The sequence below is a fragment of the Streptomyces sp. NPDC031479 genome (assembly GCF_055581065.1).
Map to the genome: position 1 here is coordinate 154,168 of NZ_JBVIKC010000011.1, position 12,414 is coordinate 166,581.

At 68.7% G+C, this 12,414-nt stretch carries 9 protein-coding genes; 7 read left to right on the forward strand and 2 right to left on the reverse strand.

Features of this window, described 5'->3' with window-relative positions:
* Positions 1-94 precede the first annotated feature (94 nt).
* Genes ngcE through ACZ5D2_RS15255 form a run of 3 tightly spaced genes read left to right on the forward strand, consistent with a single transcriptional unit; the run spans position 95 to position 3,434 of the window.
* Entirely contained in the window at positions 95-1,522 is a 1,428-nt protein-coding gene (gene ngcE, locus ACZ5D2_RS15245) for an N-acetylglucosamine/diacetylchitobiose ABC transporter substrate-binding protein (RefSeq protein ID WP_371676166.1), read from the forward strand.
* Positions 1,523-1,547: 25 nt separating this feature from the next.
* Complete coding sequence (locus tag ACZ5D2_RS15250; protein WP_371676165.1) at positions 1,548-2,492, forward strand: carbohydrate ABC transporter permease; 945 nt, start codon at positions 1,548-1,550, stop codon at positions 2,490-2,492.
* A gap of 12 nt (positions 2,493-2,504) precedes the next feature.
* Positions 2,505-3,434 carry a carbohydrate ABC transporter permease gene (locus ACZ5D2_RS15255; protein ID WP_468929469.1) on the forward strand — a complete coding sequence of 310 codons (930 nt, stop codon included), beginning with the start codon at positions 2,505-2,507 and terminating at the stop codon, positions 3,432-3,434.
* Between the two features lie 9 nt (positions 3,435-3,443).
* Here ACZ5D2_RS15255 and ACZ5D2_RS15260 read toward each other — a convergent pair whose 3' ends face one another.
* Both ACZ5D2_RS15260 and mgtA read right to left on the reverse strand, forming a co-directional pair.
* The gene (locus ACZ5D2_RS15260) at positions 3,444-4,169 is read right to left on the reverse strand and encodes an MgtC/SapB family protein (protein WP_371676163.1); all 726 of its coding nucleotides are present in this window, start codon (positions 4,167-4,169) and stop codon (positions 3,444-3,446) included.
* Positions 4,170-4,184: 15 nt separating this feature from the next.
* Positions 4,185-6,905, reverse strand: coding sequence for a magnesium-translocating P-type ATPase (gene mgtA / locus ACZ5D2_RS15265; protein WP_371676162.1), 2,721 nt, complete (start codon positions 6,903-6,905; stop codon positions 4,185-4,187).
* Between the two features lie 556 nt (positions 6,906-7,461).
* Here mgtA and ACZ5D2_RS15270 point away from each other — a divergent pair.
* From ACZ5D2_RS15270 to ACZ5D2_RS15285, 4 genes are all read left to right on the forward strand, one after another.
* Positions 7,462-8,676: an ROK family transcriptional regulator gene (locus ACZ5D2_RS15270; protein WP_371676161.1), complete on the forward strand. Its 1,215-nt coding sequence runs from the start codon at positions 7,462-7,464 to the stop codon at positions 8,674-8,676.
* A gap of 118 nt (positions 8,677-8,794) precedes the next feature.
* The gene (locus ACZ5D2_RS15275; RefSeq protein WP_371676160.1) at positions 8,795-9,907 is read left to right on the forward strand and encodes a sugar ABC transporter substrate-binding protein; all 1,113 of its coding nucleotides are present in this window, start codon (positions 8,795-8,797) and stop codon (positions 9,905-9,907) included.
* A gap of 239 nt (positions 9,908-10,146) precedes the next feature.
* Positions 10,147-10,935, forward strand: coding sequence for an ATP-binding cassette domain-containing protein (locus tag ACZ5D2_RS15280; RefSeq protein ID WP_266844108.1), 789 nt, complete (start codon positions 10,147-10,149; stop codon positions 10,933-10,935).
* Positions 10,932-12,242, forward strand: coding sequence for a sugar ABC transporter permease (locus ACZ5D2_RS15285; RefSeq protein ID WP_468929477.1), 1,311 nt, complete (start codon positions 10,932-10,934; stop codon positions 12,240-12,242). The genes ACZ5D2_RS15280 and ACZ5D2_RS15285 overlap by 4 nt, the downstream gene beginning before the upstream one ends.
* Positions 12,243-12,414 lie beyond the last annotated feature (172 nt).

Below are 12,414 nucleotides of genomic sequence, written 5' to 3' on the forward strand. Positions count from 1 at the left end.
GGGACGGGCGGGGACCTGCGGTGCGTCCGCATGCACGGCAACAGCCGTGTTTTCCGGCCTCCTTCACACTTCTGACGAAGGCGAGGACATGAGCATGGGATCCACTGGTGAGGGCCTCGGCCGCCGCGATCTGATCAAGCGCTCGGCCGCACTCGGACTGATCACGGTACCGACGATGAGCTTCCTGTCCGCCTGCGCCTCCGGCGGTGAGGACGGCTCCACCAAGGGCCCGGACAAGGCGCCGGTGACCAAGGAGAACCCCTTCGGCGTCGCCAAGGGCGGCAAGCTCGACGTCGTCGTCTTCAAGGGCGGCTTCGGCGACGACTACGCGAAGGCCTGGGAGGCCGCCTTCGACAAGAAATGGGGCACCACCAGCAGCCACCTGGGCACCCAGGAGATCACCGGAAAGCTGCAGACGCGCTTCAACGGCGGCACCCCGCCGGACGTCGTCGACGACTCCGGCGCCCAGAAGATCAAGCTGGACGTCCTCGCCAAGGGCGGCCAGCTCGCCGACCTCGCCCCGGTGCTCGACGCCCCCTCGCTCGACGACCCCTCCAAGAAGGTCCGGGACACGCTGATCGCGGGCACCGTCGAGCAGGGCATGCAGGGCGGCAAGTTCGTCGCGCTCAACTACGTCTACACGGTGTTCGGCTTCTGGTACTCCGGCAAGCTCTTCAAGGAGAAGGGCTGGACGGCGCCCAAGACCTGGGACGAGTTCCTCGACGTCTGCAAGAAGGCCAAGGACGCCGGCCTCGGCGGCCTCGCCCACCAGGGCAAGTACCCGTACTACATCAACGTCGTCATCATGGACCTGATCGCCAAGAAGGGCGGTCTGGAGGCCATGAAGGCCATCGACAACCTGGAGCCGAACGCCTTCGAGGGCAGCGCCGCCGCCCTCGCCGCGATCGAGGCCGTGTACGAGGTCGTCGAGAAGGACCTGCTGATGCCGGGCACCAACGGCCTCACCCACACGGAGTCGCAGACCGCCTGGAACCAGTACAAGGCGGCCTTCATCCCCTCGGGCTCCTGGCTGGAGAACGAGCAGCTCAAGCAGACCCCCGGCGACTTCGACATGCAGTTCCTGCCGGTGCCGCCGCTGGCCGACAGCAAGCTGTCCTTCGAGGCCATCCGGGCGGGTGCGGGCGAACCCTTCATCGTCCCGGAGAAGGCCGCCAACAAGGCGGGCGGCCTGGAGTTCGTCCGCTCGATGCTCTCCCGCGAGTGGTCCACGCTCTTCGCCCAGCAGGCCAACTCGCTCACCGTGGTCAAGGACGGCGTCGACCCCAACGTCAAACTGCGGCCGGGCACCCAGTCGGCGGTGACGGCGCTCAAGGCGGCCGGGGACAACACCTTCAATTTCCTGTACCCCGACTGGTACAGCGCGATGGACACCGAGATCCAGGACGCGTCCAACGAGCTGATGGCCAAGCGGATCCAGCCAAAGGAGTGGATCAAGCGGGCCCAGGCCGCGGTGGACAAGGCCGCCAAGGACCCGAGCGCCAAGAACAACCACCGCAGCTGACACCGCGTCCCAGGGACGGACACCCATGAGCCAAGTAGCCACGAGCAGACGGCGGGTCGGCTTCATCGCCGGTTTCCTCGTCCTGCCCCTCGCGCTGTACCTGACCTTCGTCATCTGGCCGTACGTCCAGACGTTCGGCTATTCCTTCACCAACTGGTCCGGCCAGTCGCCGACGTTCGGCTTCGTCGGCCTGGACAACTACACGGCCCTGATGAAGGACGAGGTCTTCCTCGGCGCCCTGTGGCACAACCTGCTGCTCCTGCTGTTCGTCCCGGCGCTGACCATCCTGCTCGCCCTCTTCTTCGCCTTCATGGTGAACGTGGGAGGGCGCAGCGGGGCGGGCGGTGTCAGGGGCGTCCGGGGCTCCGCCTTCTACAAGATCGTCTATTTCTTCCCGCAGGTCCTCTCCCTCGCCATCCTCGCGGTCCTGTTCGGCGCCGTGTACCGCAGCGACGAGGGCGGGCTGCTCAACGGCTTCCTCATCCGCCTCGGCCTCGTCGACCCGGCGCACCCGGTCGAATGGCTCAACGAGCCGGACCTGGTGCTCTGGTGCCTGCTGCTCGTGGTCGTCTGGCACGGCGTCGGCTTCTACCTGGTGCTCTTCTCCGCGGCCATGCAGTCCATTCCCAAGGACATCTACGAGGCCGCCCTGCTGGACGGCGCCGGCCGGGCCCAGACCTTCGTCAAGGTCACGCTGCCCCTGCTCTGGGACTCCGTACAGACCTCGGCGGTCTACCTGGGCATCGCCGCGATGGACATGTTCGTCCTGGTGTCGACGATGACCTCCGGCCAGTTCGGCGGAGGGCCGGACCACCACAGCGAGGTCATGGCGACCGTGCTGATGCGCAACTTCCTCTACTTCGGCAAGAGCGGCTACGCCTGCGCCATGGGCGTGGTCATGCTGGTCCTCACCATGATCCTTTCCCTTGTCACGCTGCGCGCCACCCGCCGCGAGCGCATCGAGTTCTGAGCGGGAGACACCATGACCACAGTGATCAAGGCGCCCGGCGAGGCCGCGGCGGAACGGTCCGGGGGCGGCGGCCGCCGGACCGGGGAGGGCCAGAACCGCCGCTCCGACGGCATGGCGCTCAACGTCTTCTCCCACGGCTTCCTGGCCGTCTGGGCGATACTGATCGTCCTGCCGCTGTTCTGGCTGATGCTCGGCTCCTTCAAGACCGACTCCCAGATCGGCGGATCGGCCCTCGGCTGGCCCTCCAACTGGCACCTCGACGCCTTCGCCCGCGCCTGGGACAAGGGCATCGGCGACTACTTCGCCAACACGATGATCGTGATGGTGTTCTCGGTACCGCTGACGATGCTGCTCGGCTCGATGGCCGCGTACGTGCTGGCCCGGTACCCCTTCCGGGGGAACCGCCTCATCTACTACTTCTTCGTCAGCGGGGCCATGTTCCCCGTCTTCCTGGCGCTCGTCCCGCTGTTCTTCATGGTCAAGCGGCTCGACATGCTCAACAGCTACCAGGGGCTGGTCCTGGTGTACGTCGCCTACTCGATGCCCTTCACGGTCTTCTTCATGCACTCCTTCTTCCGCACCCTGCCGACGGCGGTGCACGAGGCGGCGGTGATCGACGGGGCCTCCGACACCCGGATCTTCTTCCAGGTGATGCTGCCGATGGCCAAGCCCGGCCTGATCAGCGTCGGGATATTCAACGTCCTGGGGCAGTGGAACCAGTACATCCTGCCCTCCGTGCTGATGCAGCCCCAGAGCGGCTCGGACCCCGAGCGCTACCTGCTCACCCAGGGTCTGATCCAGCTCCAGCAGCAGATGGGGTACGAGACGGACCTGCCGGTGCTGTTCGCCGGCGTGACCATCGCGATCATCCCGATGGTGGTGGTCTACCTGTCCTTCCAGCGCCAGATCCAGGCCGGACTGACCTCCGCCACGCTCAAGTAGGTCCCCTCGTCAGCGTGCGGGATCGGGTACCACCGACCAGCTGACCGCCGAGACCGAGGGGTCGAGGGAGAGGTTGCTGACCGCCTCCTCCAGCGCCCGGCACCCCTCGCCCTCGGCGGTCAGCAGCGCCGACACCGTCACCCGCCCCGGCACCGGGCCGTCCTGGCTGCGGATCTCCCGCAGCTGGTACCCGGGCCGGCCCAGGGCGTCGGCCACCCGGTGGCGGACGTGGGCCTCCTCCGCCTCCAGGCAGACCGCCTCGAAGTGGTAGTCGACGGCCACCTCGGCCCCGCCGCGCGGCTCCCGGTCGAGCCGCCGGCCCAGCGGGCGCAACAGGAGGTTCGCCCCCACCACGCCCGCCGTGCCGAAGGCGGCCAGCACGAACAGGCCCACCCCGGCCAGGCAGCCCACGGCCGCCGAGCACCACAGGGTGGCCGCCGTGTTCAGGCCCCGGACGCTCAGCCCGTCCCGCATGATCACCCCGGCGCCCAGGAAACCGATCCCGGAGACGATCTGGGCGGCGACCCGCGAGCCGTCGTAGTCCACCTCGGAGACCGCGCCGAGGAACCCGTACTGCGAGAGCAGCACGAACAGCGCGGCCCCGCCCGCCACCAGTGCGTTGGTGCGCAGGCCCGCCAACCGGGCCCGCCACTGCCGTTCCAGGCCGATGACCGCCCCGAACCCGAGCGCGGCCGCCAGGTGACCGGCCATCTCCCATTCCGTGAGCAGGGTCATCGGCCCGCCCCCTTCCTACAGCCAGGTCTTGAAGGTGCGGATGTACCAGGTCTTCACCAGCTGGGTGAGCGTGCAGTACGCGAGGAGCACGACGATCAGCCAGGGGAAGTAGCTCGCCGGCAGGGCCACGAAGCCCAGCGAGGGAGCCAGCGGGGAGAAGGGCAGCCAGAGCCCGGTCAGCACCGCGAGGACGGTCATCACCATCACCGGCCAGGAGGCCCGCGACTGGAGGAAGGGGATCTTGCGGGTACGGATCATGTGGACGACCAGCGTCTGCGAGAGCAGGCCCTCGACGAACCAGCCGGACTGGAAGAGCGACTGGGCGGCCTCGTTGTCGGCGGCGAAGACGTTCCACATGATCAGGAACATGGCGATGTCGAAGATCGAGCTGATGGGCCCGATGGTCACCATGAAACGGAAGATGCCCTTGGCGTCCCAGTTCCGCGGCTTGCGCAGGTACTCCTCGTCCATCCGGTCCCACGGGGTGGCCAGCTGGGCGATGTCGTAGACCAGGTTCTGCACCAGCAGCATGATCGCGAGCATCGGCTGGAAGGGGATGAAGGCGCTGGCCACCAGCACCGAGAAGACGTTGCCGAAGTTCGACGAGGCCGTCATCTTGATGTACTTGATGGTGTTGCCGAAGGTGGTCCGGCCCTGGACGACACCCTGCTCCAGGACGGTCAGGTCCTTCTCCAGCAGGATGATGTCCGCCGACTCCTTGGCGATGTCGACGGCGGTGTCGACCGAGATGCCGACGTCGGCGTCGCGCAGCGCCGCCGCGTCGTTGATCCCGTCCCCGAGGAAGCCGACCGTGTGCCCCTCGGCCTGCAGCGCCCGCACGATACGGGCCTTCTGGACGGGGTTGACCTTGGCGAAGACCGTCGTACGGGCGGCCAGCGCGCGCAGCGCCACCTCGTCGAGGCCGTCCAGCTCGGCGCCCGCGACCACGTGGCCCACCTCGATGCCGACGTCGGCGCAGACCCGGGCCGCCACCAGCTCGTTGTCGCCGGTGACCACCTTCACGGCGATGCCCTTGTCGGCCAGGCCGCGCAGGGCCGCGGCCGCGGAGGCCTTCGGCGGGTCGAGGAAGGCGAGGAAGCCGACCAGGGTCAGACCGTCCTCGTCGGCCACGGAGTAGGTGTCGCGCGGGGCGGCGACCGTACGGGTGGCGACGGCCAGGACCCGCAGGCCCCGCCGGTTGTTGTCCTCGGCGATCCGGGTGACGTGCCACCGCAGCTGATCGGTCAGTTCGACCTTCTCGCCGCGGTCCCTCATGTGGGTGCACAGGTCGAGGACCTCCTCGACCGCACCCTTGGTGATCATCACGTGCTCGGCGCGGCCGCCGGCGCCGAGCACGCTGTTGCGGTTCAGGACCACGGACATCCGGCGCCGGGCGAAGTCGAAGGGGATCTCGTCGACCATCGAGAACCGTGCGTCGACGACAACCTCCTCGGCCTCGTCCACGCGGTTGATGACCGCCCGGTCCATCAGGTTCCTCAGGCCGGTCTGGAAGTGGGCGTTGAGGTAGCCGTACTCCAGGACCTCGCCGTCCTCGTTGCCGTGGACGTCCAGGTAGCGGTCCAGGACGATGCGGTCCTCGGTGAGGGTGCCGGTCTTGTCGGTGCACAGGACGTCCATCGCGCCCAGGTTCTGGATCGCGTTGAGCCGCTTGACGACGACCTTCCGCTTGGACATGGCCACCGCGCCGCGCGCCAGGTTGGCGGAGACCACCATCGGCAGCATCTCGGGGGTCAGGCCCACCGCGACGGCGATACCGAAGAGGAAAGCTTCGTTCCAGTCGCCCTTGGTGAAGCCGTTGATCATGAAGACGACGGGGACCATCACCAGCATGAAGCGGATCAGCAGGAAGCTGACCCGGCGCACGCCGTTGTCGAAGTTGGTCTGCGGGCGCTCGCCGACCAGCGAGCCGGCCATCGAGCCGAAGTAGGTGTCGGCGCCGGTGGCGACGACCACGCCGGTCGCGGTGCCGGAGGTGACGGAGGTGCCCATCAGGCAGAGGTTGTCGGCCTCGACCGGGTCGGTGGTGGCGTGCTGGCCGAGGTCCTCGGCGCGGGTGTCGGCCTTGGCCACCGGCAGCGACTCGCCGGAGAGCGCGGCCTGGGAGACCATCAGGTCCTTCGAGGTGAGGATCCGCAGGTCGGCCGGGATCAGATCGCCGGCGGCCAGCTTGACCAGGTCGCCCGGGACCACCTGGTCCATGGGCACCTCGAAGGTGGTGGGGCCCGAGCCGCTGCCGGCCCGGCGCTGCACCGCGCAGGTGGTGGTGACGAGCTTCTTCAGCGCCTCGGCGGCCCGGCCCGAGCGGTACTCCTGCCAGAAGCGCAGCAGCCCGCTGAGCCCCACCATCACGGAGAGGATGATGACGCCGGGGTCCGCGGGATCCTGCCAGAACATGACGGCGGCCAGGAAGACCAGTACGCCGATGAAGGGGTTCCAGAACGCCTTCGCGAGCTGGGCGGACCAGTGCGGGGCGCGCTCGTGGGCGACGGTGTTGGCGCCGTGCCGCTGCAGGCGAAGCGCCGCCTCGTCGTGAGTGAGGCCGTTGTACGAGGTGTCCGCGTCCTGGAGGACCCGGACGACGGGGCGGGAGCTGATGCCGACGAGCCGCTCGCCGACGAGGCGGGTCGCGGCTTCCAGCTCGGAGGCCTTGCGCTCGCGGCGGGAGCGGCCCGGCGGGGCGAGCTTCGTGGGGGAACGAGGGGTGAGCATCGTCATGACGACTACCTCCCTCCACGGTGTCCGGGCGGCGTGGAGCCGGCCGGTCACGTGGAGTGGTCGTGGCGCGGCGCACGGGGGCACGGAAGGCCGCGGATGCGCCGAGGGGCATGGATGACGCAGCCCGTCACGAGGTGCAGGGCATGCGGAAGGAATGAAAGGATGCACGCAGACGGCGGAGCACCGCCGTGCGCGTTCAGGTGGAGGTCAGCTGATCAACGGGTCAGCCGACACGAGCGCTGCAAAGACTTCGATCGGGACTCATCCCGAACACCTCCTTGCGTAGCGCCGTCATCACAGGGCGCCAGGTCCGGCCGGAAAGGCCGCAGAGGACCGGCGCCTCAGCGACCGTAGCACGATCCAGGAGGCCGCTGTTTCCTCCTTTTGGCCACTGGTGTCCGATTCGTGCTGCGTCAGCCTCTTGACGTCCGGATACCCAAAGGCTCGACTTAAGGTTCACAAGTTGGAGAGACGCCGGGGTCTCGGAGCGCGCAGCCGCGACGACCGGCCGGGGGGCGACGGCTGGCCGTCGCTTAAGGGCAGGAGTGGATGAGTCGTGCAGACTCCCGGATCGCAGTCCTCGCTGCATCGCGCGAACCTCGAACGCGTCGTGCGGGCCGTGCGCCTCGCGGGTTCGCTGACCCAGGCGGAGATCGCCCGCACCACCGGACTGTCGGCGGCCACGGTCTCCAACATCGTCCGTGAGCTCAAAGAGGCCGGGACCGTAGAGGTCACGGACACCTCGGCCGGCGGCCGCCGGGCCCGCAGCGTCTCGCTCAGCGGGGACGCGGGCATCGTGATCGGCGTGGACTTCGGCCACACCCACCTGCGGGTGGCCGTCGGCAACCTCGCGCACCAGGTCCTGGCGGAGGAGTCCGAGCCGCTGGACGTGGACGCCTCCTGGGTGGACGGGTTCGACCGGGCGGAGGCGCTGGTCGGCCGCCTGATCGAGGGCGTGGGCGTGGGCCGGGACAAGGTCATCGGCGTCGGGCTCGGCGTCCCCGGTCCCATCGACGTGGAGTCGGGCACCCTGGGGTCGACCGCGATCCTGCCGGGCTGGGCCGGGATCAACCCGCGCCGGGAACTCTCGCAGCGCCTCGGCGTGCCCGTCTACGTGGACAACGACGCGAACCTCGGGGCGCTCGGCGAACTCGTGTGGGGGAGCGGCCGGGGGGTCAAGGACCTGGCGTACATCAAGGTGGCCAGCGGCGTGGGCGCGGGCCTGGTGATCAACGGGCAGATCTACCGGGGACCGGGCGGCACCGCCGGGGAGATCGGGCACATCACCCTGGACGAGTCCGGTCCGGTCTGCCGCTGCGGCAACCGCGGCTGCCTGGAGACCTTCGCCGCCGCCCGCTACGTGCTGCCGCTGCTCCAGGGCAGTCACGGCCCGGAGTTGACGATGGAGCGGGTGGTCGAGCTGGCCCGTGAGGGCGATCCGGGCTGCCGCCGGGTCATCAGTGACGTCGGCCGGCACGTCGGCAGCGGGGTGGCCAGCCTCTGCAACCTCCTGAACCCGAGCAGGGTGGTGCTGGGGGGCTCGCTGGCCGAGGCGGGAGAGCTCGTGCTGGCTCCGATCCGCGAATCCGTGGGGAGGTACGCCATCCCCAGCGCGGCCCGGCAGTTGTCGGTGCTGACGGGGTCGCTGGGCAGCCGTGCGGAAGTGCTCGGCGCGCTGGCCCTCGTACTCAGCGAGATGGGTGATTCGACGCTTTTGGCGGAAAATGGGATCGGAGTGCGCGCTCCCGCGCTCATGTCTTCAGTTAGATAACGGATGGCACCGTTGTCATCTCGTTAAGGATTCACTCCTTGACGGCAAACTCGCGGCCGGGGTTGACTCACACCCACCTCGGCCGCGGTGTTGCGGCCTCGTCAGGGAGGTTCAACCAATGAACACGCGTATGCGCAGAGCCGCCGTAGCCGTCGCCGCCGGTGCCATGGCCGTCTCGCTGGCCGCCTGTGGCAGTGCCAAGGAGGCGGGCGGGGAGAAGAAGGCCTCGGGCGCCGCCGTCGGTGACGCGATCAAGGTCGGTCTGCTCCTGCCGGAGAACCAGACCGCGCGCTACGAGAAGTTCGACAAGCCGCTGATCGAGAAGAAGGTCAAGGACCTGACCGGCGGCAAGGCCGAGGTCGTCTACGCCAACGCCAAGCAGGACGCGACCACGCAGAACTCGCAGGTCGACACGATGATCACCAACAAGGTGAACGTCCTGATCGTCGACGCGGTCGACGCCAAGGCCATCGCGGGCGCGGTCAAGAAGGCCAAGGACGCCGGCATTCCGGTCGTCGCCTACGACCGCCTGGCCGAGGGCCCGATCGACGCCTACACCTCCTTCGACAACGAAGAGGTCGGCAAGGTCCAGGGCAAGGCGCTCCTGGAGGCCCTGGGCGACAAGGCCAAGGACGGCCAGATCGTCATGATGAACGGCTCCGTCACCGACCCGAACGCCGCGCTGTTCAAGAAGGGCGCGCACTCCGTCCTCGACGGCAAGGTGACCATCGGCAAGGAGTACGACACCAAGGAGTGGAAGCCGGAGAACGCCAACACCAACATGGCGGGCGCGCTCTCCGCGCTCGGCAAGGACAAGGTGACCGGCGTCTACTCCGCCAACGACGGCATGGCCGGCGGCATCATCACCGCCCTCAAGGCCGCCGGGCTCTCCCCCCTGCCCCCGGTCACCGGCCAGGACGCCGAACTCGCCGGTGTGCAGCGCATCGTGGCGGGCGAGCAGTTCATGAGCGTCTACAAGCCGTACGCCCCGGAGGCCTCGGCCGCCGCGGAGATGGCCGTCGCCCTCGCCAAGGGCGAGAAGATCGACGGGATCATCAACAACAACATCGACAGCCCGACCACCAAGGCCGTGCCGTCCGTGCTGATCCCGGTCGTCTCGCTCACCAAGAGCAACATCAAGGACACCGTCGTCAAGGACGGCGTCTACACGGTCGAAGAGATCTGCACCGACAAGTACGCGGCCGCCTGCGCCACCCTCGGCCTGAAGTAGGACCGTCCGCCGGGGCTCCCGAGGGGCCCCGAGGAGGTCCTCCGAGGCCCCCCGCGCGAACGCCCGTGTGAAGAAACGTCTCCTCCAGCGAGACGCCCCGCGCCTGCCCGGCGCCCCGCACCTTCATCCCGCCACCCGCGGGGCGCTGGGCAGAAACGATTCACCTTCTTTCCGTGTCCCCCATCCGCCCCGCTCCTGCTCTTTTGCACGACATCCCCGCCGGTCAGGCGGCGAAGGAGATGGTTCATGTGTCCGCTGCGCCCGTGCTGGCGTTGCGAGGGGTTTCGAAGCGGTTCGGCGCCGTTCAGGCCCTGACCGACGTAGAACTCGAAATCCACTCCGGTGAGGTGGTCGCCCTGGTCGGCGACAACGGCGCCGGCAAGTCCACGCTGGTCAAGACGATCGCCGGCGTGCACCCCATCGATGACGGCGTCATCGAGTGGGACGGCCGCCCGGTCTCCATCGGAAAGCCCCACGACGCCCAGAACCTGGGCATCGCGACGGTCTACCAGGACCTCGCGCTGTGCGACAACATCGACGTCGTCGGCAACCTCTTCCTCGGCCGTGAGCTCAAGCGCTTCGGCGTCCTCGACGAGGTGGAGATGGAGCGCCGCGCCCGCGAGCTCCTGACCACCCTGTCCATCCGGATCCCCAGTGTCCGGATCCCCATCGCCTCGCTCTCGGGCGGCCAGCGCCAGACCGTGGCGATCGCCCGTTCGATGCTCGGCGAGCCCCGGCTCGTCATCCTCGACGAGCCCACCGCCGCCCTCGGCGTCGAGCAGACCGCACAGGTCCTCGACCTGGTGGAGCGGCTGCGCGAGCGCGGCCACGCCGTCATCCTCATCAGCCACAACATGGCCGATGTGAAGGCCGTCGCCGACAAGGTGGCGGTGCTGCGGCTGGGCCGCAACAACGGTGTCTTCAACGTCGCCGACACCTCGCAGGAAGAGATCATCTCCGCCATCACCGGGGCCACGGACAACGCCGTGACCCGCCGGGCGGCCCGTACCGGGGAGGCCCGCAAGTGAGCACCCACCAGCCTGCCGCCGATCCCCTCGACAAGGGGACGCAGCAGCACGTCGACCCGGTCAACCCGGCAGCGGCGGCGGACGCCATCCCCGCCGTGGACCCCCGCCTGCTCGTGCGCGAGCAGGGCCTGAGCGGCTACCTCAACGAGTTCGGGCGCAAGCTGAAGGCCGGCGACCTGGGCTCCCTCCCGGTCGTCCTCGGGCTGATCGTCATCTGGAGCATCTTCCAGAGCCTGAACTCGAACTTCCTCTCCCCGGAGAACCTCACCAACATCGCGATCACGATGGTCGCCACCGGCATGATGGCCGTCGGCATCATCTTCGTGCTGCTGCTCGGCGAGATCGACCTCTCCGTCGGATCCGTCAGCGGTGTCTCGGGTGCGATCGTCGCCGTCCTCGCCGTCACCCACGGCGTGAACGAGTGGCTCGCGATCCTCGCCGCCGTCGCCGGCGGCGCCCTCATCGGCGCCATCCACGGCTTCTTCTTCGCCAAGATCGGAGCCCCGGCCTTCGCGGTCACCCTGTCCGGCCTGCTGTTCTGGTCGGGCGCGATGCTGCAGATCCTCGGCAGCAACGGCACCATCAACCTCGACCCCGACGGCGTGGTCGGGCAGCTGACCACGTACTACTTCTCGGACGTGGCGGCCGGTTACGGTCTCGCGGCGCTCGCCGTGGCGGCGTACTTCCTCGCCACCTTCTTCGACAACCGCCGCAGGGGGGCCGCCGGGGTCCCCTCGCGGCCGCTGACCGAGATCCTGCTGCGCACCGGCGTGCTCGCGCTCTTCACCTTCGGGCCCGCCGCCGTGTTCAACCAGTACAAGGGCCTGCCGCTCGCGGTGGTGCTCTTCGTGCTGGCGCTGGTCGGCACGGACTTCCTGCTGCGCCGCACCACCTTCGGCCGCAACGTCTTCGCCCTCGGCGGCAGCGTCGAGGCCTCCCGCCGCGCGGGCATCAACGTGGCCGGGATCCGCATCGCCGTGTTCTCCATCGCCGGCACCTTCGCCGCCGTCGGCGGGCTCTTCTGGGCCTCCAAGATCGCGGCGGCCAACCAGAGCGCCGGCGCCGGTGACCTGCTGATGAACGTCATCGCGGCGGCCGTCATCGGCGGCACCAGCCTCTTCGGCGGCCGGGGCCGGACCTGGAACGCCCTCCTCGGCGTCATGGTCATCACCTCCATCCAGTACGGTCTGGCCCTGGAGGGGATCGCGACGCCCATCCAGTACATGATCACCGGTGCCGTACTGCTGGCCACGGTCGTCATCGACTCGGTGACGCGCAAGACCCAGAAGACCGCAGGACGCGCCTGACCGCGGGCCCCCCGGGGCCACGCGGGACGGTAAGACCCGTCACAGTGCCCGGTGCCACTTCGTGTGGCACCGGGCACCTGTGCGTAGATCGATACGCACGACTGTACGGATATACGCCCGTTTGGGAGGTGTGATTCCCGGATGAGGTGTACAGGTATGACAAAGGTGTGAC